Genomic DNA, 21,823 nt, shown 5'->3' on the forward strand with positions numbered 1-21,823 from the left:
AAGGGCGCGGCACGGCGTCCCGTCGTGCAATCGAAGAACCCGGACAGGGCGCAAGGGGGGGAACGGAACAATGGTGCAGATCGGCCTCGGGCTTCTCTCGGGCGTCGTCGTCGGCTTCTCGCTCGGCATCGTCGGCGGTGGCGGCTCGGTCCTCGCCGTGCCGCTGCTGCTCTATTTCGTCGGCATCGGCAGCACGCATCTCGCCATCGGCACCAGCGCGGTTGCAGTCACCGTCAACGCGGCGGTCAATCTGGTGAGCCACGCGCGCGCCGGCAACGTGAAGTGGCGTTGCGCCACCGTGTTCGCGTTGGCCGGCGTGATCGGCGCGCTCGGCGGCTCGACATTGGGCAAGATCACCGACGGCCAGCAGCTCCTCGTGCTGTTTGCGCTGGCGATGATGGCGATCAGCGTGATCATGCTGCGCCGCCGGTCGAAGGTGGGCGATCCGAACGTCCGGCTCGATCGCCAGAACCTGCCATTTCTGCTCGGCATCGGCGCCGGCACCGGCTTTCTCGCCGGCTTCTTCGGCATCGGCGGCGGCTTCCTGATCGTGCCTGGCCTGATGATGGCGACCGGCATGCCGATCATCAACGCCGTCGGCTCATCGCTCGTCGCGGTCACGCTGTTCGGGTTGACGACCGCCGGCAACTACGCCGTCTCGGGCCTGGTCGACTGGACGCTGTCCGGAGTGTTCGTCGCCGGCGGGTTCGTCGGCGGACTGCTGGGGACTGCGGCAGCCCGCCGGCTCGCGAAGCAGCGCGGCGCGCTCAACATCGTGTTTGCGGCGGTGGTCTTCGCTGTTGCGGTCTATGTGATGATCCGCGCGCTCCACCTCCTTTGATCACGACAAGAAACAGCCATCGCCACTCAATGCCCTTGGTGTCACGCGATTTCCGGTATCCCGAAGGGATCAGCCGGCAACCGAATCACGCGGAAACGACCGATAGGCCGACCCTCTGAGCGGTGCGGTTCACACGACGTGAAAATCCGTAGGCACAAGGGCGCTGCCGGCGGCGATCTTGGCGAAGGCGACGGCATCGCTGCCCACGCCGCCGGTCGGATCCCAATAGACCGTTCCGGCATTCGCGCCGGAATTGTCGAAGATGAAGTAGCCCTTGGTGCCGGTATTGGAGGCTGCGGCCACGTCGGCCACCGTCTTCAAGGTCGCGGATGTGCCGGCCACCAGCCCGCCACCGAAGCCCGAGGCCGAAATCTCGAAATAGTCGGTCCGCGACACGAAGTCGGTGATAGTGTCGACACCTTCGGCCGGAGCCCGGAACACGAAGGCGTCGACGCCCCTTCCACCGGTGAGAGTGTCGTTGCCGGCGCCGCCGATCAGCCTGTCGCGACCGCCGGCGCCGCTCAGCGTGTCCGCACCGTCGAGGCCGGTCAGCACATTGCTGGCGCTGTTGCCGGTGATCACATTGGCCAGCGCGTTGCCCGTGCCATTGATGGCGTTCGAACCGGTGAGCGCCAGGTTCTCGACATCGCCCTGGACGCGGCTGGTGTCCGACAGGCTGAGCGTCACCGACGATTTCACGGTGTCGGTTCCGCCGCCGCCGACCTCGCTCACCAGATCGCCGGTGCTGTTGACGATATAGGTGTCGTTGCCGAAGCCGCCATACATCTTGTCATTGCCGGCCCCGCCTTTGATCGCGTCGTCGCCGGCGTTCCCGTAGAGGGTGTCGTTGCCGCCATTGCCATTGATGGTGTCGTTTTCCGAACCACCATTGAAGGTGTTGGCCCTGGAGGTTCCGGTGTAGGTGATGCCCGCGACATCGGTGACGGTGATCGACAACGCCTGCGTGGCGCTCAGCACCGGCGTGCCGTTGTCCGAGACCGTGACCGTCACGCCGTAGACGTTGCTTTGGTCCTGGTCCTGCGGGGTCTCGAAGTCCGGCGCCGCCTTGAACTGGAGAGCGCCGGTCGCCGCATTGATGGTGAACAGCGCGGCATCATCGCCCGAGATCGCATAGGTCAGCGTCTGGGTTGCGGCATCGGTGGCGGTGACCGCAAGCACGGTGCCCGTTCCATTCTCGGCAAACGCGACGGCGGCAGCAGACGTGATGGTCGGGGCGACATTGACCCCCGGCGCCGACTGCGTGACCGTGACGTCGTGCTGCCCGTTGGCGCCGACATCCAGCGTCAGCATATCGTCGACCTGGCTGACGATCCTGGCCCCCGACACCGAGACCGTCCGGCCGGCCGAATTGCCGAGGTCGATGACAATCTGGCCTTCGCCGATCAGCGAGAACGACAGATTGGTGCCGTCGCCCGACACCGAGAGCAGTTCGGCGCGCATCGGCAGCGCCGTGATGTGGGTGACGTCATCGGCCGCAGCGCCGAGCGTGATGGTGTAGGTTGCCGCTCCGCCGCTCAGCTTCGGCGTGAACACGCTGTCGCTGTCGTACGCGTACCAGCCGGCGACGCTCTTGATCACCTGCGAGCCGAGATTGTCGAGATCGAGCGCAAACTTTCCGGCATCCGCCGACGTCACTGTCGCGGTGACGGTGCTGCCCGAGACCGAATAATTGATGGACGACTGCTCGAAATTCTTGATGCGGTCGGCGAGATCGGCGAGCGTGACGAACTCCGCGCCCTTGCTGTAGGCATAGGCGATGAAGTCCGTGTACATCTGCTTCGTGTAGCCGCCCCCTTCCGAGACGGTCACCCCATAATCGTGCCAGGGCCAGAGGATGACCGGCAGCTCGGCGTGCTTCGACAGCGCGTCGAACTCCTTCTTCCACTCGGCCAGCGCCGCCGCCGCGCCGATCTTCTCCCACCCGATCAGCGTGAAGTCGAACTTCATGTTGGGCGCGAGATAGACCTTGCCGGCGCTGGCATCCTGGGCGGAGAGATAGCCGAACGCGCCGGGATAGCCCGCGCCGTAGCTCGAATAGCCGCCCGTGAGATAGTCGTAATATTGGATGATCTGCTCGGCCGTCGCCCGCGTTTCGCCCGCGCCCGGAACCGCCGCGCCAATGCTGAACTTGTCCAGGCCCAGCAGGTTGGCGATGTAGTCGCGCGAGGCGCGGAACTCGTAGTCGAACGTCCCGGGGCCGGTGCCCGTCTTGAGGATGTTGGTGTTCTCGGCCGGATTCAGGTTGACGAGATGGGTGTAGGAGTGGCTGCCGATCTCGTTGCCGAGGGCGAGAAGCTGCTGGTAGTAGGGCAGCGAGTAGGCGGGGTTGGTCCACTCGCCCGCCGACTGCTTGTCGCCGATATTGATGTAGTAGGAGCCGACGAAATTGTACGCCGTCTTCCACGACTGGAGGATCGGCAGCATCTTGTCATAGATGCCGGCGCTGCCGTCGTCGGGATGGACCTCGTCGATGTATTGCGACTGGTCCATGTCGGTGCGCGACGCCACGATCGAACCCTGGCGGCTCATCTGCAGGCCGACCGTCGGTCCTGTCGCCCCGTTGACGGCGTATGAGATGGCCTGCGAGAGCTGATTGTTGTCGCCCATCACCGAGGTTGTCGAGAACAGGACGTTGCGGTCGCCATTGATGCTGCTGGCGATAACGGCATTGTAGGAGCCGCCGCCCGTTCCGGTCACCGTCTGGGTGGCGATCACGGAGAGCGGCGTGGTGCCGGCGGTGGCGTCCTCGAATGCGAGCCAGCCGACGCCGCCGCTGTTCGAATAGGCGTTGATCGTCTCGCCGGCGGTATAGCCGCCGACGCCATCAAATCCGCTGCCCACCGACTTGATGGTGACGCCGCTTGAGCCGCTCCAGCCGGACGCCTTGAGCTGCACATCGAACAGCGCCTTCATCCGCGCGTAGGCGTCCGCCAGCGCCGCGCCGGTCTCGCTGTTGGTCATGAAGTTGCCGGCGGTGATCAGGCTCGTATCGTAGTTCTTCGCCAGCAGGGTCAGGTTGCTCTCGATCGCCGCGACATCGGCCGCCTTGACGTATTCGAACGACGGAAACACGATTGCGTCGTAATTGACCAGCTTGGAGAGATCCTTGAGGTCGGCCTCGGTGATCACGTCGAACGGCACGCCGGCCATCGCCGCCTGGTTCTGCGCCGCCATGAAGAGCTGGGTGTACGCGGTCTCGGCGAGGTTGACGTCCGTCAGGCCGAAATAGCGGGCGGCGGTCGTGTCGGAATAGACGATGGCCACCTTCTTGGTGAGATCGGCGCGCGCCGGCAGGCTGCCGGTGTCGGTGACGGCGTAGGCGGTGTTGTAGACCCCCGGCAAGAAGGTCTGGTCGTTGATATCGATCAGCGCACTGAGGCCGGCGGGACTGCCGATCGCGGCCTTGGGGACCGCAAATTCGATGGTGGTGCCGTCCGCGCCCAGCGCGAAGCTGAGATCCTGCTTGTAGGTGGTAACGGGATTGCCGGAGGCGTCGGGAGCGACCGCATAGAGCTTCAGCGCGCCTGCATTGAGCTCGACCTGATACTCGACGCCGTTAGCCCAGCCCCAGATCTTGTAGCCGGTGCTGTTGTTCTGATCGGTGTTGAGCCACATCGTGGTGTTGGTGCCGATCGTGGTGTCGAGTGGCGCCTTGATCGCGAACACATAGCTGTCGCCGGTCGTCTTGCCGTAGGCTTCAAAGCCGTCCACCGGTGCGGCCCCGTCGATCCGGTCGGTCGCCGTCCAGTCCCCCAGGAGTCCATCAAGCGTGATGTTGCCGACCACGACTGCCATGACCGCTCTCCTTAGAAATCTCTGCGCCGGCCGCGCGATGTGATGGTGCTTCTGAAACGTTGTCTTGACTATTGAGATGTCGGTCGCCCGATGCTCGCCCTTCGGAAGTCGAGCATGGCGCCCGGAACGCTGAAGACGCCTGAAACGCTGAACTTGACGCACACAAAGAGATGCGCGACCGCTGCCAGACATCTTTTGCTATTGATGCATCGCCCCGCGGCCTTGTCCAACCCGTTTCCCTGATCCAAATCAGGAAAATATTAACCTATACCAGCGGCCATCAACCTTTGCTGACCTTGCCACACTCAAGGCAAAGCTCAGGCATGTGGCCGAATTTGCCTGCACGGCCGTCCAACTGTTGAATTCTTTTGAAAAACAAGGATGTGCGGCGCAGAAACCGAGCCCGGCCACGATGACGATGGGTCATCGGTGGAGGCCGCAAAGACTGTCGCGAAAGACTGTCGCGGTGGGCCGGCACTCGGCTGTGAAAAGGGATCGGGAAGCAGCCCCCTCGCCTCCCGTTGATGCGGTTTCCTGGGCTGCTGGCATATCCGGCTGATCAAGCCGGGGTCGCATCACTCCAGCCGAACCGCTCCCTCTCCGCGCAGATCGATTCGAATCCGCAGGTCTCCGGCGGGGCTCCCGCCGCTGCCGTCATAGAGGCTGTAGGGCAGCACGATCAGCAGGCCCGTCTGGGCGTCATAGGATGCTTTCAGCTTGGCCCAGGCGACGTCGTAGAACCCCAGGGCGCTGCCGCCCTCGGCGGTCGCAGCGGTCCGGCTGACCGCGAAGCACCGGGAACCGATTGATTCCTCCGGTATGAACACCAGCACATGGACGCTGCCGGAGACGGGCTCGCCGTCGGTATCGACCAGCGCCACCCGGATCTTGCCGTTCGAGAACGTGCGCGGTCCTTCGGCGAGGAAGCTGATCCGGTCGAGATGTTCGCATGCCCCGATGGAGGCGGCTTCGGCCCGGCCGAACCCGCACGCCATCGCGGCGAAGAGCAACAAGGCCGCACGTCGCAAGACTGCCCCCCAACGTTCATTGTTTGAAAAGTAGCACACCGATCCGCTCGATTGCATTCTCCAGGCAGCGCCATGAAAGGCCGGATCGCGGCGCGGGCCGCAGGCCGCCCGCGTCAGGATTGCGCGCCGGCAGCCGCCGCGTCGAGTCGCGCCACCAATCCCGGATCGAGCTTCAGGCCGGTTGCGAGATTGGCGAGAAAGCCCCTCTCGGCGGCATTGTCGGGGTTGATGGCGAGCCGCGCGGCCGTGTAGACCTGCGCCGCAACCTCCGGCGATGCGATCTGCACGACCAGCGCATTGACCGTCAGCGGCTTGGCAAACTCGCTCTCCAGGAAGTTCGTCTCCGTGGCATCGAGTCCCGCCCGGGCGAGCCCGCCGACGATGTAGCGACGCTCGGCCTGATCGACCACGCCGTCCGCCGCGGCCGCAGCGATCATCGCGCGCACGATCAAAAGCGCGGTCTGCTGGTCGGCGGCCGCATCGGCGGTTTCGCCGAAGGCGCTTTCGCCGGGCGGCGCCTGCACGCCCGGTCCCATGTCGATGATCGGCTTGCCGGCCTGATAGTTCTCCCACGCCTTGTAGGCGAGGCCGCCGATCACGGCGAGGCCGCCGAGCTTCGCTGTGCCTGCCGCGATGTCGCGCCCGGCCCTGGTGCCGAGCAACAGCGCAGCGAGCCCGCCGAGCGCCGCGCCAGCCGCCGTCTGGTTCTGGCCGACCAGATCGCGGGCCTTGGCCCATAGGTCTCCGGCGCTCGAACCGGTCGTATCCTTGAGCGTCTGGTTGGCCTTGTCGCTGACCCCGGTCCGGGCGTCGATGTCGTGGGCGGCCTTCTGCAGGCCGGAGGTCGCGGCACCAAGGATCTGGCCAACCACCGACGCGAAGCTGCCAGCGCCCACCGGCTTGCCGGCCGCACCCTCGCGCATCCCCGCCTGGACCTCGCTCGCCGCTTGTCCGAGAACCTCGCCAATTCCACCGGCCGCGCCCTGCGGCGAGCCGCCGCCCATGACCGCATCGAGCAACTTCTTCGAATCCATGGTCGCAATCTCCCTTGGGAAAGGCTGAGCCTTCATGCATCGATCTGAGCGGCCCATTTGACGGCAGCCCCGCGTGACGTCCTTCAACCAGGGACGCACGGTCGCACCGGGCCCCATGCCGAACGCCGAGCGCTGCCGTTTTGCAGCGCGTGGGACAACACCCCAGACGCCATCCGGTTTCCGGCCTTGACGTCCGCGGAGCCGCTTGACGGCTCAACCCGCGCCGGTTCGCCGGCGGACGGCGTGCCGGGACTCGTCCTCGCGATCAGAAACCGCCGCCGGTGCGCCACCCGCCGCCGCTGCCACCGCCGCCGGACGGCGGGAATCCCGCATCACCGCGGTCCGTCCCGCCCCGGGGGCTCGGCCATGGCGAGCGGCCGCGCCGGCCGAAGTCCGGATCGGACTGCGGCCGCGGAAACCGGAACCCGCCGCGCAGCACGCGGTCGAGCTCGGCGCCCCGAATGGCGCCGGTCAGAATGCCGCCAATGACCTCGCCGAGCAGGTCGGCCCCGCCCTCGAAGGTGCCACGCGGATCGCCATAGCCCGACCGGCGGGCCCGGTCGCGGGCGCTCTCCAGCTCGGCGCGGTGTTCCGCCATGTCGCGGATTGCCTCGCGCAGGCGCCCGAGGTCATTCTCGACCGCCTGCAGCCGGCGGCGCGTCTCGGCGATCACGCCGATCGCCTGGTCGTCGGCCGGCTGCGGCGTCCGCTTGGCGCTGGCGAGAAGGTCTTGCAGATCCTGGGTTGCCAGCGCGCGCGCCAGCATGTCGGTCGCCTTGTCGAACACGGCGGCATCGCCGACCCCGCCCTCGGCCTGTCGCTCGGCGTCGAGCGCCGCGAGGCGTACCGTCGCCGCCGTCACCTCGGCTTCGGCCCGCTCCACCTCGGCCTGCGCTGCCGCCACGGCGGCCTCCAGCGGCTCGACGCCATCGGCCACCAGGGCGGCGCGCTCGATCTGCCCGACGGTTTGCTCGACCGCCTCGAACTCGCGCCGCTTGCCGTCGGCGTGCTCGCGAAGCCGCAACGGGATCTCCTGCAGCATCACGAAATTCGCCCGCGCGTCGCGGTAGCCGACCAGATCGGCCACCCAGCGGTCGATCGACCGCACCAGCGACCCGCTCGTATCCTCGGACTGGCCGTGCCGCCGGCGCCACAGATACATGAACAGCGGATCGTCCTCGTAGGGCTTGCGCTTGGCGGAGAGATCGGCTTCCGTCTGGGCTGCCTTCTCCTCGGCCTTGCCGGCGACCTCGCGCGCCGCATCGAGGCGGGCCTTCGCCGACTGCCAGGCCTTATCGGATCGCATGCGCTCGGCCGTTGCCTGCTGCAGATCCTCCAGCCGATCGAGCGCCTCCGCCAGAATCTGGTCGACGCGGTGCTTCTCGCCTTCGGCCTGCTCCAGGGCGCGCTGCGCCTCGTCGCGCTGCCCGGCCAACGCCTCAAGACGCCGCCGGTGCTCGTCGATCATGGCGAGCGCTGCCCGCTCGCTGGCGTCGAGCGAGCCGATCACGTTCTCGCGGATCGCGGCGTCAAGCCGGATGCGGGCGAGCGAGCGGAATCCCTCCGCCTCGGTGCGTCGCAGGATGGCAGCCTGTTCCATCGCCGCGCGGAGCGCGACATCATACTGCCCCTCGTCGGTGCGCGCCCGGCTGATCGCCTGCTCGACCGTCATCATCGCATCGCGGCCCGAGATCATCGACATCCTCACCAGGTGGTGATGCGGCCTTCGAGCACCGGCATCTTGAACACCGTTTCCAGGGTGCCCCGCCGCTTCTCGCCGAGCCGTATGTTCTGCACGATGCCGTTGCGCACCTTGTCGTCGCGCACGGCCTCGTAGGTCGCTTGTGAAACGCGCACGGCGAAGCGGCTGACCATCTCGATCTTGTTGGTCTCGTCGTTGCGGATCGGCAGCTTGACGGGACGCCCCTGCGGATCGATCGCATCGACGACGAGATAGAAGGCGTGTCCCTTGTAGCTCGGATGCTCGCGGTAGATCCCGGTCCGATCCTCCGGCCGGCCGGCGATGCGCAGCTCGTATTCCTGGCGCAGTTGCACCACCAGCCCGTCGAGATCGGCGGCGGCCGTGCGTGCCTCGGCGACATCGCGCCGATCGAGGGCGGCGCGGCCACGGGTGAAGAGTGCATCCGCCCGCTGGCGCGCGGCCGCGTCGATCGCCTCGGAATAGACGGCGTCACGCGTCGTGGCGAGCCGATGCGGCAGGGTTTCGGAAAGCTCGACACGGACGGCCTCGGCCGCCTGCCGCTGCGGCCGCACGACACCGACATCATAGACCAGCCACGCGGCCAGGCCGGCGGCAACCACGAGCCCAAGCCGCATGCCATACCGATCGCGCCGAACCCACGTCAGCGCCGCCAGCCGGCGCAAGCCAGGCGGCGACGGCGTGTAGACGAAGCGGCTCTCCTTCAGCGCCTTGACGCCCTGGGCGAGAATGCTGTCCGGAACGTCGATCCCCTGCCCCTTGTAGAGCGCCCGCAGCCGCGCGATCAGCTCCCCCTCGCGCGTATCCTCGGCGAGCTCGCGCTCCACCATCACCGTGCGATGCCGCAGCGTGTCGACGACATCCATCGCCAGCATCAGCTCGTCGAGCGAGCCGGCCGGCTTGCGCGCCGCCTCGGCAGGCGGTGCCGCAGTGTCGGGCGCCGCCGCCATCAGAGTGACAGCGCCTTTCCGTCAGCGACCAGCTTCGCCACACGGCGCTTGCCGTCCTCGACGGCATCGCGGATCTCGGCGGAGTTCTTCGTCGCCATCTGGCGCATCTCGTCGATGATGGTCTGCGCGCGCTCCTGGTAGGAGACCACCGAGTCGACCAGCTTCTTCACCGCATCGGCCCGCACGGTCGGTCCATAGCCGGAGCGGATGGCCGCCTCCTGCACCTCTGAGCCGACCTCCGACAGCGTCTCCAGCGACTTCGAGATGCCTTCCTTCATGGCGTCGAGCGTGGCGGTCGACTCGTGCAGGCCGAACATGCCGGTGAAGGATGCCTTGAGAGCGGTCAGCACGGTGTCATTGGTCGAGAAGAAGGAGATCGACTGCGCGTAGATCCTCTCCTTGGCGTTGGTGGTCTGCTGCAGCCGCGCCATCACCACTTCGGATGTATTGTAAGAGATGGTCAGGTTGTCGGACAGATCCTTGGCGATCTGATAGCGTCTTTCCTCGTCCTGTACGCGGCGGATCTGCTCGTCGCGTGCGAGCTCGAGCTTGGCCCGCTCGGCCGGTTCCGTGCCGGCGAAACCGGCGACCTTGGCCGACGCCTCGGCGAGCAGGCTGCGCTCGCGCTCCAGCGCCTTGGTGGCGGTCGCCAGCACTTCGAAGGCCAGCACCTCGGACTGCTTCAGCGCGCCGCGGAAGTCACGATAGGCTTCGAGAATGACGTGCTCGCGATCGATCTGGCCCTTCGTGGCTTGGGTGACGTCGAGATAGATCGCCTTGATCTTGTCGAAGCGGTCGGCAATGTCGCCGCGCGCGATCTTCATCCACACATTGGTGGCCCGCTCCAGGATGTCGAGCTTGCTGTCGGCGATCTGGTCGACCATGCGCTTGGCGTCGTCGCGGATCGAGTTGAAGCCGGCGGTGATCTGCTCGTAGCGCTGGCCGATCTCCATGCCGGCGATCTGCTCTCGGACGACCTCGTTGAACAGCGAGGCCTGGCCGAGCGTGCGGGCGATCACCTGGATCTTGTCGGGGTCGAGGTCGGAGATCTTCTCCAGCAGGGCGTTGATCGGGGCAGGCTCGGTCTTCTCGGGCGCGAGCCCGACATCACGCAACGCGCCGACCGCTCGGTCGAGATACTGCATCGAAGTGGGCGGGATCACGTCTGCCATTGCATCGTCTCCATCGCTCGCCAGCGTAACCGTCTCCGCCGCAGGTGGTGGCGGACAGCTCCCGGCGCACCGCGAAACCGGTGCACCAATAGCGTGATTCTAGTGCATTTTCCGGAGAAGTGGGACTGGTCCCGCGAAAGAGAAGGGGCTAGAGCATTCTCCGCAAAAGTGGATGCCGGTTTCGCGAAAGAGAACGCGACAACTCAAGAGCTTAGATCGCCCGATCTGGCGCAGTCGGATCGGATCGCACTCTAGGCCGACGGATGTGGCGGACCCTCGCCCAGCAGCGTAAGCAGTTCCTTCAGCGCGGCGTCGAGACGCGCCGGGTCGGCGCCGGCGCGGACCATCACCTGAAAGCCGGGGAACGCCACGACGAGCAGCCGGGCGATGGCGCCCGCATCCCTGGCGGACGCGATCGAGCCCTCCGCCTGCCCCCGTGCGATGGTGCGGCGGAAGGCATCCTCGATCGCCTGGAAATCGGCGGCGATGCGGCTGCGAATCGCCGCATCGTGCGGCGCGAGCTCGACCGCCTGGTTGGTGCTCATGCAGCCGCAGGACGACTCGGGCCCGTGGACCGAGTCGATGATCGACCGGAAGAACGTCTCGATCGCCTCGCGGGCCGGCCTGCTGTCAAGGTTGCGGTTGAGCTCCGCGGTGCGCTCGGCGCGGTAGGCGTCGAACGCCGCGAGGAACAGGTCGCGCTTGCCGCCGAAGGCCGCATAGAGGCTGCTCCGGCTCAACCCCGTCGCGGCCAGGAGATCGGACATCGAGGTCGCCTCGAACCCCTTGCGCCGGAACAGGCCGAGCGCCTTGTCGAGCACCTCGGCGGTGTTGAACTCCTGCGGCCTGACCATGACGCCCGCGATCCGCCGCCTACCCCGCAGCAAGCGTCGGATAGTCGGTGTAGCCGCGCGCCTCGCCCTGGAAGAACGTCGCCGGATCGGGCGCATTCAGCGGCGCACCACGCCGGAAGCGCTCGACCAGATCCGGATTGGCGATGAACGGCACGCCGAACGCCACGAGGTCGGCATCGCCGGCCGCGATCGCCGCGTCGGCCCGCGCCGCGTCATAGCCGCTATTGGCGATGTAGCTGCCGGCGAACCGGCGCCGGAACGCGCCGAAATCGAACCCCGCCGGCCCGCCCTGCATGCCATGCAGATAGGCGAGGCCGTAGCGGCCGAGCATTTCGGCGGCGTAGCCGAACGTCGCCGCCGGGTCGGAATCGCGCATGCCATAATTGTCGAACATCGGCGACAGCCGCACGCCCACCCGGTCGGCACCCCACACGCCGACGACCGCCTCCACCACCTCCTTGAGGAAGCGGGCGCGGTTCTCCACCGGGCCGCCATAGGCGTCGTCGCGCTGGTTGGTGCCGTCGCGCAGGAACTGGTCGATCAGATAGCCATTGGCGCCGTGAATCTCGACGCCGTCGAACCCAGCCCGCTTGGCGTTGGCGGCGCCGGCGGCGAAATCGGCGACGACGCCGGGAATCTCCTCCAACGTCAGCGCACGCGGCGTCACGAACGGCTGAAGCCCGGTGGCGGTGAAGGTCTGGCCCTCGGCCCGGATGGCGGAGGGCGCCACCGGCTGGCCGCCATCGGGCTGGGTTGACGGGTGCGACAGCCGCCCGGTGTGCCAGAGCTGCAGAAAGATGCGGCCGCCGCGGCCATGGACCGCGTCGGTGATGGCGCGCCAGCCGGCGACCTGGGCGTCTGTGAAGATGCCCGGCGTGCGCGGATAGCCCTTCGCCTGGGCCGAGACCTGCGACGCCTCGCTGATGATCAGGCCGGCCTCGGCGCGCTGGCAATAATACTCGACCGCCAGCGGCGACGGCACGTCGCCCTCCACCGCACGGCTGCGGGTGAGCGGGGCCATCACCACGCGGTTCGGCAGGCTGAGCGCCCCCAGCTTGACTGGCGACAGGAGGTGGTCGAACGCGGGCATGCTGGCACCTTCAAGGTAATGGACTGATCGGTCCAGAACCTAGTTGAGCCGTCCGGTACGGTCAAGGCGAAGCGCGGGACGGGACGACGGATGGAATGTGTGAGACCAATGACAGCGAAAGCTGACCGTTGGCTCCGGTCGCGGATTCTCACGAAATATATGATTTCATGAAAGAAGATCCGCGACTGCGAATGGCCCCACGCGTCAGCGTCTGGGGCCGTTCGTATGAGGCTCGATCTTCGAGCGTTCCCGGCAGCGCCTGCCGCCTGACCGAGACGCGAGTCCTCACGACAGAAGCCCCCGCGCAACCATCCGGCTGCGCAGGGGTGTTCGCTCAGGTCACGCCAAGTCGAACCGGTCGGCGTTCATCACCTTGGTCCAGGCGGCGACGAAGTCACCCACGAACTTCGCCCTGTTGTCGTCCTGGGCATAGACTTCCGCATAGGCGCGCAGGATCGAGTTCGACCCGAACACCAGATCGATGCGCGTCGCGGTCCACTTCACGGCACCCGTCTTGCGGTCCTGGATCTCGTAGAGGTTCGAACCCTTGGGCACCCAGGTGTTGGCCATGTCGGTCAGGTTGACGAAGAAGTCGGTCGTCAGCGCGCCTTCCCGGTCGGTGAACACGCCATGCCTGGTGCCGCCATGATTGGTGCCCATCACCCGCATGCCGCCGACAAGCGCCGTCATCTCGGGCGCGGTCAGGCCCATGAGCTGGGTGCGATCCAGCATCAGCTCCTCGGCGCTGACGACGTAGTCCTTCTTCAGCCAGTTCCGGTAGCCATCGGCCAGCGGCTCCAGCACCTCGAAGGATTCCGCATCGGTCTCCTCCTGCGAGGCATCGCCGCGGCCCGGCGCGAACGGCACGGTGACGTCGAAGCCGGCCGCCTTCGCCGCGGTCTCGACGCCGACATTGCCGGCGAGCACGATCACGTCGGCGAGGCTCGCCCCGGTCTCCTTGGCGATGCCGGCCAGCACGCCCAGCACCTTGGCGAGACGCGCGGGCTCGTTGCCTTCCCAGTCCTTCTGCGGAGCGAGGCGGATGCGCGCGCCATTGGCGCCGCCGCGCATGTCCGAGCCGCGGAAGGTGCGGGCGCTGTCCCAGGCGGTCGACACCATCTCAGGAACCGTGAGGCCGCCAGCGGCGATCTTCGCCTTCACCGCCGCCACGTCATAGTCCCTGTGGCCCGCCGGCACCGGATCCTGCCAGATCAGGTCCTCGTCCGGCACGTCCGGACCGATGTAGCGCGCCTTCGGCCCCATGTCGCGATGGGTCAGCTTGAACCAGGCGCGGGCGAAGGTTTTCGAAAGAAGATCCGGATCCTTGTAGAACCGCTCCGCGATCTGCCGATAGACCGGATCCATCTTCATGGCCATGTCGGCATCGGTCATGATCGGGTTGTGGCGGATGGACGGATCCTCTGCGTCGACCGGCTTGTCTTCCTCCTTGATGTTGATCGGCTCCCACTGCCAGGCGCCGGCCGGCGACTTCTTGAGCTCCCAGTCGTAGGTCAGCAGCAGATAGAAATAGCCGTTGTCCCACTTGGTCGGATGGGTGGTCCAGGCGCCCTCGAGGCCGCTGGTCACGGCATCGCGGCCGACGCCGCGGGTCGTGTGGTTGATCCAGCCCAGGCCCTGCTCGGCCACGTCCGCGCCTTCCGGGCTGGGGCCGAGATTGGCGGCGCTGCCATTGCCGTGGCACTTGCCGACGGTGTGGCCGCCTGCGGTCAGCGCCACGGTTTCCTCGTCGTTCATCGCCATGCGGGCGAACGTCACGCGCACGTCCTTGGCGGTGCGCAGCGGGTCGGGATTGCCGTCCACGCCCTCGGGATTGACGTAGATGAGACCCATCTGCACCGCCGCCAGCGGGTTCTCCAACGATGAGCGGTCGTCGCTTTCATAGCGGTTGCCGCTCTTCGCCAGCCATTCCTTCTCCGAGCCCCAGTAGACGTCCCTTTCCGGGTGCCAGATGTCCTCGCGGCCGAAACCGAAGCCGAAGGTCTTGAGGCCCATCGACTCATAGGCCACGGTGCCCGCCAGGACGATCAGGTCGGCCCAGCTGATCTTGTTGCCGTACTTCTTCTTGATCGGCCACAGCAGGCGGCGGGCCTTGTCGAGGTTGGCGTTGTCCGGCCACGAGTTCAGCGGCGCGAACCGTTGGTTGCCCGTACCGCCGCCGCCACGGCCGTCGGCCGTGCGGTAGGATCCGGCGGCGTGCCACGCCATGCGGATCATCAGGCCGCCATAGTGACCCCAGTCCGCCGGCCACCAGTCCTGGCTGTCGGTCATCAGCGCGGTGAGGTCCTTCTTCAGCCCAGCAAAATCGAGCTTCTTGACCTCCTCGCGGTAGTTGAATCCCTTGAGCGGGTTGGTCTTTGTGTCATGCTGGTGGAGAATATCGAGGTTCAGCGCGTTGGGCCACCAATCCATCACCGTGCTGCTGGTCGAGGTGTTCGCGCCATGCATCACCGGGCATTTCCCGGCGGATGCCATCGTCTTCGTATCCATGTCTCTCTCCCTCATTTACCGACTGCGTGAGCGAAGGGCATCCGTTTCATCCTCCTTAACGGGCATGGCGACTCCTCGCCAGCAAACCCTCCGCTTATTCAACGATCGATAGCAGGGCCGTTCCATAAAGCGAATTTGCATTTTCTTATTGGTGTGATAGGTATTTCTTATGAGCGGTCTCTCGATGCGACATCTGCGCTATTTCGAGGCGCTGGCCCAGCACGGCCATTTCGGGCGCGCGGCCGAAGCCTGCGCCATCTCGCAGCCTGCGCTGTCCCTGCAGATGAAGGAACTGGAGGATCTGCTCGGCGCGCCGCTGATCGAGCGGGGCACGCGGCAGATCCGGCTCACCAGTCTCGGTGAAGCCTTTGTCGAGCGCACGCGCGACATCCTGCGGGCGGTCGACGAGCTTGACGACCTCGTTCGCACGTCCCTGCGCCCGCTGACCGGGCGCTTGCGCCTCGGCGTCATCCCGACGGTCGCCCCCTATCTGCTGCCCGCGATCATCCACGGGCTGACGGAGCGCTTCCCCGGGCTTGATCTGAGGCCGCGCGAGGCAGTGACGCACAAGCTCGTCGAGGGCCTGATCGATGGCCGCCTGGATGCCGCCATTGTCGCCTTGCCGCTGTCGGAGCCGGCGCTGCACGAGCACGCGCTGTTCGAGGAGGAGTTCGTCCTGGTCCGCCCGAAGGCCGATGCTTCAAAGCCGGTGCCCTGTCCGGAGACGCTGCGCGAGATGCGCCTTCTCCTGCTGGAGGAAGGGCATTGCTTCCGCGACCAGGCGCTATCCTTCTGCAAGATGCCCTCATCGGCGACACGCAACCTCATGGAAGGCAGTTCGCTTTCGACCTTGGTGCAGATGGTGGGCGCCGGCATCGGCGTCACCCTGATCCCGGAAATCGCCATCGCCATCGAAACCCGTTCCGCGGACGTCTCCGTCGCGCGGCTCGGACAGCCCCGCCCGACACGGACGCTGGGCATGGTCTGGCGCCGAACGAACCCCCTGTCCGATCAGTTCGCGCACATTGCCGAGACCGTGCGCGAGACCGTGCGTCGGCGTGCCCTGCCCCATTCGGCGCCACACGCCGGATGAGCCGAGAACCGGCCTCGATGGCCGGAATTCGCGACCTCGAACACGGATCGCGATGCGCGCATTTCCGGAATCGCCAATGATCCGCGGGTGCCTCGTCACAGCGCGCGGATGTGATTGGTGATATCGACGTCGCGCGCTGGCGGCGGCGGTGCCTCCGCCGTTCCGAGATAGAGGAAGCCGATGATCTGATCCTCGTCGCCGAGGCCGAGCGCCGCGTGCAGGTGGCGGTTGAACATCGGCCAGCCGGAGCGCCAGATGCCGTTGAAGCCCTGGGCGAGCGCGGCCATCTGCATGGCCATCACCGCGCAGCCGGCACTGAGCTGCTGTTCGAACTTGTTGACGAGAGGATGCGGCCTGAAACGCGACGCCACGATGATGACGACCGGCGCGCGCAGCGGCATGCGCGCGGCGCGCTCGATCACCTCGCCCGGCTCACCGGCGGCCTCCGCCGCCTGTCGCATCAGCTCGCCCAGCCGGTTGCGTCCATCGTCCGCCGCGACGATGAACTCCCACGGGCGCAGATGCTGGAAATCGGGTACCTGCATGCCCGCGCGCAGGATGGCGGCGAGCTGATCCCCCGCCGGCCCCGGCGACGTGAGCTTGGCGCACGAACGCCGTTCGAGAAGAAGCGTCATCGCGTCCACAATCCGTCCCCCACTCAATCGTCACTTGCGCGCGCGTCGATAGCGCCGTCACGACACCCATGCGCGTGCCTCCCTGAGCCCGGCCTGCCGGCGCAGGCTGTATTCGACCACATGGCCCAGCACGTCGGCCTGGCTGAGGCCCCATTCGCCGGCGGCGAGGCAGATCGCGCCGCTGCGGCCGATGTGGCAGCAGATGTTGAATTCGAGAAACACCCGCCGGCCGGTCGCCGGATCGAAGCGGTAATCGAGCCGCAGATAATCCATCGGCCCGGCCGCCGTCCACAACGCGGCGACATCGGCGTCCAGCGATGTCCGCAATGCGTCGTCCGGCCTGAACATCTCATAGCCCAGCGGGTCGTTGCGCTTGAGGTCCTCGGTGATGATGGCGCCGGCCCGGTCCGAGCGCGGCCGCACCACGCCGAGCATCAGCGGCGGCGTCCCGCCCAGCACCGGCACGGTGATGTCGATGCCCGGCGCGAACCCCTCCACCAGCACCGCCATGCCGCGCGCCATCAGGTCCGCTGCGACGCGAGCCGCGCCCGCCCAGTCGTCCTGGATGGAGTCCGCGCTCACGCCTTCCGAGGCCGCACCGAAGCGGTTCTTGACGAAATACGGCCCCGGAAACGACGGTGGCGTCGCAAGGTCCGCGGCCGTCGCGTAGACCGCGCCGTCCGTCACCGGAATGCCGATCGCCTTGGCCGCAAGCTTGGCGAACCACTTATCCTCGGCGAGCGCCCGCGTGTTGGGTCGCGCGCCGACGCAGGGCACGCGCAGGAACTCGCACATCGAGGCGACGAACACCTCGGGATTGTTGATCGGCATCCGGTTGTAGAGCGAGAACACCAGATCGATATTGCCCGGCGTGCCGAGCAGCGCGTGGCAGCTTCGCGTGGTGATCACCGGATAGCCAAGCTGAGTGAGGGTGCGCCACACGCGGTGATAATAGGCGGGATAGCCGCCATCGCCGGCAAACGCGTGGCACACATAGTCCGGCTCCTGCGGCGCGTAGCGCGCGAGAAACAGGATGCGGATTGCAGGCGCCTTCGGCGGCCGGATCACGCGATCGCAGATCGACTGACGAGCCAACACGGACATTGTGCCTCCGGCATGGGCCGACGAGTGGCGTTGTTTCCCCGGCAGGCCCGCACCAACCGGCGAGCGCGCAGCCTGCGCGACGAGTCGTCATCGGATGAATGTTCCCCCCGGGCACGGAATCCGGTGTGGCGCGTACACGCCGGTGCAGTCGCCCGACCAGACCGGCAGAGCCATCGCCGGCCTGCTGTCTGGACACGTCCGTGTCCCGGCGGCGGGAACCGCGGCGCGGCTTCGCAGCGCATCGTCTCCGGCCGAATTCTGACCTAGCGGAAGAAGCCGGATCATTGCAATGGTGGCGCCAAGACCTCCGCCCGGGCGAAGGGCCCGGCGCAACCGCCGGTGACATCGTCACAGACTGCAGACCGAGGCTGGGCGATGATTGCATCCACACGGCCGGCGTCCCTTACGTCGGCGATCCGACCGGGAGAGCCGAACGTGACAAACATCACCGTCCTGGGCAGCGGCTTCGCCGCGCTCACCGCCGCGCGCGAACTGCGCCGGCACAGGGTCGATGCCGAGATCACCATGATCTCGCCGCGCGACGAGCTGCATTATCTGCCGAGCGTGATCTGGCTGCCGGCGAACCTGCGCAAGGGCGAGGAGCTCAAGGTGCCGCTCAGGCACTTCTTCGCCCAGCACCGCGTGAATTTCGTACGCGCCGCGGTCACCGGGTTGGAAGACGGCGGGCGCACGGTACTGACCGACCAGGGCGCCTATCGCAACGACCATCTCGTCATCGCCACCGGCGGCCGGCTGATCCGCAAGCTGCCGGGCATCGAGCATGCCTTGATCCCGTGCGAAGGCATCGCCGTTGGTGAAGAGATCGGCCGGCGCCTCGAAGCGCTGCCCTCCGGCCGCATCGCCATCGGCTTTTCCGCCAATCCCAACGAGCAGGGCGCCGTGCGCGGCGGGCCGATGTTCGAGTTCCTGTTCATCATCGACACGCTGCTGCGCCGGCAGGGCCGCCGCCACCGCTTCGACATCACCTTCTTCAACCCTTCCCCGCGCCCCGGCGCCCGCCTCGGGCCGAAGGCCGTCGACGGCCTCATCGCCGAGATGAAGCGGCGGGAGATCGCGACCCATCTCGGCCACAAGATGGTGTGCATGGAGGAGAAGAAGGTGGTCACCGACGGCGGCGAGATCGACGCCGACCTGATCCTGTTCATGCCAGGCATCACCGGCCCGGCCTGGCTCGCCAGTACCGACCTGCCGCTGTCGCCGGGCGGCATGGTGATGGCCGACGCGATGTGCCGGGTGGAGGGACGGCCGAATGTCTGGGTAGTCGGCGATGCCGGCTCGTTCCCAGGCCCCGACTGGATGCCCAAGCAGGCCCATCAGGCCGACCTGCAGGCCAAGGCCGCAGCCGCCAACATCGCCGCCGCGCTGGCCGGGCGCGAACCGAAGACCCGGTTCAAGCCGGAACTGATCTGCATCGTCGACACGCTCGACGACGGCATGCTGGTGTTCCGCAACGAGCGCTTCAACATCGTCGGCCCACGGATGAAGCTGTTCCATTGGCTGAAACGATTCTTCGAGGGCTACTATCTGCGGACGTTCCGCTGACCGCTCGCCTGCCGGCTTGACCGGCGCGGCTCCCTAGGGGCACCCTCAAGCCAAGGCTCGGCCATTCCGCACGCGGCAGCGCCGGGCTGACCGCCATTCGCCATGGCCGCCGGGCCTCGACGTCCGGCGGTCTCACACTCATCGGAATCATCGGAGCGGGAACCCCACATGGATGCCTTCCAGGACCACTATCCGGAGAACGTCGCGCACTGCTATGGCTGCGGCCGCCTGAACGCGCACGGCCACCAGATCAAGACCGTGTGGGAGGGCGACGAGACCGTCACCCGCTTCACGCCCGAGCCCTATCACACCTCGGTGCCGGGCTTCGTCTATGGCGGGCTGATCGCCTCGCTGATCGACTGCCACAGCACCGGCAGCGCCGCAGCCGCCATGTACCGCGCCGAGGGCCGCGACCTCGATTCCCTGCCGCCATTCCGATTCGTCACCGGATCGCTGCACGTCGATTTCCTCAAGCCGACGCCGATCGACGGCCCGATCGAGCTGCGCGGCCGCATCACCGAGGTCAAGGGCCGCAAGGTGGTGGTCGAGACCGCGGTGCTGGCGGCCGGCGTGCTCACCGCCCGCGGCCATGTGGTGGCAATCCAGATGCCGGAGGATTTCGGCACGGCCCAGCCGGGTTGAGAGCCGCAGCGCCGATTCAAGGCCGCGACAGAACCAGCGCGCGCGGCGATAATCCCATCCTCTGTTCGGTTCCATCGGCTTAGGCCACGCCCACGCCGGACGCGGCCTGAAGCGTCGAGACGGGGGAATGGGCATGTCACAGACAGCGGCTGAGCATTTCATGATCGGCGGCGGCATCGCCTCGCTTGCCGCCGCAGTGCTCCTCGTGCGCGATGCCGGCGTGCCCGGCGATCAAATCTGCATCCTCGAACAGCGCCCGGTCCTTGGCGGCAGCCTCGATGGCTCGGGAAACGCCACGGACGGCTATCTCACACGCGGTGGGCGCATGTTCGAGAGCAACTATGTCTGCACGTTCGACCTGCTCGACACCATTCCCGCCACCGATGATCCGTCGATCAGCGTCAAGGCCGACATCCTGGCCTTCAACGCGCAGGTTCCGGGCTTCTCGGAGTGCCGTCTGATCCGCGAGGGCCAAAAGGCCGAGGACCGGTTGCGCCTCCGGCTCGGCGCCAGCGACATCTTCGACCTTGTTCGCCTGACCTTGACGCCGGAGTCGCGGCTCGACGGCAGGACCATCGAGTCCTGGTTCCGCCCCGGTTTCTTCGAGTCCAATTTCTGGATCATGTGGTCGACGATGTTCTCGTTCCAGCCCTGGCATTCGCTGGCCGAGATGCGCCGCTACATGCGCCGGTTCATCCATCTGTTTCCCGGCCTCGCGCGCATCGCCGGGGTGCTGCGCACCCGCTACAACCAATACGACTCGCTGATCGAGCCGATCCGCGCATGGCTGAGTTCAAGAGGCGTACGATTCCACACCGGCGCCGCCGTCAGCGATGTCGAGATCGAAGGCGACAGCCGCGCCCGCCGCGTCACCCGCCTCGCGCTCGACTCCGGCGAGACCATCGCCGTCGCCCCGGCGGACCGCGTCTACATCACGCTGGGCTCGATGACCGACGCCTCCTGCACCGGCTCGGCAACGGCCGTGCCCGCGCTTGACGACCGCGAGGGCGCCGCGTGGCGGCTGTGGCGCAGGCTCGCGGCACGGTACGATGGCCTCGGCCGGCCTGAGGTCTTCTGCGCCGACACCGTCAAGACCGCCTGGAACTCCTTCACCGTCACGCTGGACGGCCCCGAATTCTTCGACTTCATGGAGCGCTTCAGCGGCAACCGCACCGGCACGGGCGGTCTCGTGACCTTCGCCGGCTCTGGCTGGACGCTATCGATCATCATGCTCCACCAGCCGCATTTCCGCACCCAGGCGCAACGCACCTACGTATTCTGGGGATACGGGCTGCGCGGCGAGCGCGACGGCGATTTCGTCCGAAAGCCGATGTGGCAGGCAACCGGCGCCGAGATCCTTGAGGAACTGGCCGGCCAGTTGCGCCTGACCGAAGCACAGGCTGCGTGGTTCTCCGGCGCGCGCATCGTCCCCTGCCGCATGCCGTTCATCACCAGCCAGTTCATGCCGCGCCGGGCCGGGGATCGCCCGCCGGTTCGCCCCGACGGCGCCGAGAACTTCGCCATTATCGGCCAGTTCTGCGAGATGAAGCGCGACTGCGTGTTCACCGTCGAATACTCGGTGCGCTCCGCCTGGGCGGCCGTTCAGGCGATGACCGGGCGCGTGCCGGCGCCGCCCGCCGTGGTCCGCACCGACAATCGCCCCGACGTGCTGTTGAACGCCGCGCGCGTCATGCTCGCCGGATAGCGTTGGGGCCGGCGCCAGATGCGGCGTTTGCACGGCCCCACGCAACATGTCTGCCAGGGGAGCGGCGG

The 21,823-nt window shown here is 67.0% G+C and carries 16 protein-coding genes; 5 read left to right on the forward strand and 11 right to left on the reverse strand.

What is annotated here, in order from left to right:
* The first annotated feature begins 70 nt into the window (after positions 1–70).
* Positions 71–841, forward strand: coding sequence for a sulfite exporter TauE/SafE family protein (locus F1193_RS03975; protein WP_150096380.1), 771 nt, complete (start codon positions 71–73; stop codon positions 839–841).
* A gap of 129 nt (positions 842–970) precedes the next feature.
* On the opposite strand, the gene F1193_RS17025 is transcribed toward F1193_RS03975, so the two are convergent.
* The 9 genes from F1193_RS17025 to katG all read right to left on the reverse strand — a co-directional run bounded on the left by F1193_RS17025 (position 971) and on the right by katG (position 15,013).
* A complete protein-coding gene (locus F1193_RS17025; protein ID WP_170263340.1) occupies positions 971–4,657 on the reverse strand; it encodes a cadherin domain-containing protein in 3,687 nt (1,228 codons plus the stop codon).
* A gap of 575 nt (positions 4,658–5,232) precedes the next feature.
* Positions 5,233–5,667, reverse strand: coding sequence for a hypothetical protein (locus tag F1193_RS03985; protein ID WP_150096381.1), 435 nt, complete (start codon positions 5,665–5,667; stop codon positions 5,233–5,235).
* A 131-nt stretch (positions 5,668–5,798) separates the two neighbouring features.
* A complete protein-coding gene (locus F1193_RS03990) occupies positions 5,799–6,719 on the reverse strand; it encodes a tellurite resistance TerB family protein (RefSeq protein WP_170263345.1) in 921 nt (306 codons plus the stop codon).
* A gap of 265 nt (positions 6,720–6,984) precedes the next feature.
* A complete protein-coding gene (locus F1193_RS03995) occupies positions 6,985–8,421 on the reverse strand; it encodes a coiled-coil domain-containing protein (protein WP_150096383.1) in 1,437 nt (478 codons plus the stop codon).
* A gap of 2 nt (positions 8,422–8,423) precedes the next feature.
* Positions 8,424–9,389, reverse strand: a complete 966-nt coding sequence (locus tag F1193_RS04000; protein ID WP_150096384.1) for a DUF6384 family protein — start codon at positions 9,387–9,389, stop codon at positions 8,424–8,426.
* Positions 9,389–10,561, reverse strand: a complete 1,173-nt coding sequence (locus F1193_RS04005) for a cell surface protein (protein ID WP_150096385.1) — start codon at positions 10,559–10,561, stop codon at positions 9,389–9,391. Before F1193_RS04005 ends, F1193_RS04000 begins: the two co-directional genes overlap by 1 nt.
* Before the next feature lie 251 nt (positions 10,562–10,812).
* Positions 10,813–11,415 (reverse strand): TetR/AcrR family transcriptional regulator, encoded by a 603-nt coding sequence (locus tag F1193_RS04010; RefSeq protein ID WP_150096386.1) that lies wholly within the window; start codon positions 11,413–11,415, stop codon positions 10,813–10,815.
* Between the two features lie 19 nt (positions 11,416–11,434).
* Positions 11,435–12,505, reverse strand: coding sequence for an alkene reductase (locus F1193_RS04015; protein WP_150096387.1), 1,071 nt, complete (start codon positions 12,503–12,505; stop codon positions 11,435–11,437).
* Between the two features lie 339 nt (positions 12,506–12,844).
* Positions 12,845–15,013, reverse strand: a complete 2,169-nt coding sequence (gene katG / locus F1193_RS04020) for a catalase/peroxidase HPI (RefSeq protein ID WP_150096388.1) — start codon at positions 15,011–15,013, stop codon at positions 12,845–12,847.
* Between the two features lie 169 nt (positions 15,014–15,182).
* Here katG and F1193_RS04025 point away from each other — a divergent pair, with 169 nt between their 5' ends.
* Positions 15,183–16,106 carry a hydrogen peroxide-inducible genes activator gene (locus F1193_RS04025; protein ID WP_150096389.1) on the forward strand — a complete coding sequence of 308 codons (924 nt, stop codon included), beginning with the start codon at positions 15,183–15,185 and terminating at the stop codon, positions 16,104–16,106.
* 95 nt (positions 16,107–16,201) lie between these two features.
* Here the strand turns inward: F1193_RS04025 and F1193_RS04030 are convergent, their stop codons facing one another.
* The gene (locus F1193_RS04030; protein WP_246164112.1) at positions 16,202–16,741 is read right to left on the reverse strand and encodes an NAD(P)H nitroreductase; all 540 of its coding nucleotides are present in this window, start codon (positions 16,739–16,741) and stop codon (positions 16,202–16,204) included.
* A 57-nt stretch (positions 16,742–16,798) separates the two neighbouring features.
* Positions 16,799–17,845 (reverse strand): D-alanine--D-alanine ligase family protein, encoded by a 1,047-nt coding sequence (locus F1193_RS04035; RefSeq protein ID WP_246164114.1) that lies wholly within the window; start codon positions 17,843–17,845, stop codon positions 16,799–16,801.
* Positions 17,846–18,280: 435 nt separating this feature from the next.
* On the opposite strand from F1193_RS04035, the gene F1193_RS04040 reads away from it, so the two are divergent.
* The 3 genes from F1193_RS04040 to F1193_RS04050 all read left to right on the forward strand — a co-directional run bounded on the left by F1193_RS04040 (position 18,281) and on the right by F1193_RS04050 (position 21,755).
* Entirely contained in the window at positions 18,281–19,408 is a 1,128-nt protein-coding gene (locus F1193_RS04040) for an NAD(P)/FAD-dependent oxidoreductase (RefSeq protein ID WP_150096391.1), read from the forward strand.
* Between the two features lie 168 nt (positions 19,409–19,576).
* Complete coding sequence (locus F1193_RS04045; protein WP_150096392.1) at positions 19,577–20,050, forward strand: PaaI family thioesterase; 474 nt, start codon at positions 19,577–19,579, stop codon at positions 20,048–20,050.
* A gap of 133 nt (positions 20,051–20,183) precedes the next feature.
* The gene (locus tag F1193_RS04050) at positions 20,184–21,755 is read left to right on the forward strand and encodes an oleate hydratase (RefSeq protein ID WP_210247292.1); all 1,572 of its coding nucleotides are present in this window, start codon (positions 20,184–20,186) and stop codon (positions 21,753–21,755) included.
* Positions 21,756–21,823 lie beyond the last annotated feature (68 nt).

Source organism: Blastochloris sulfoviridis, assembly GCF_008630065.1.
In the GTDB taxonomy this organism is placed as follows: domain Bacteria; phylum Pseudomonadota; class Alphaproteobacteria; order Rhizobiales; family Xanthobacteraceae; genus Blastochloris; species Blastochloris sulfoviridis.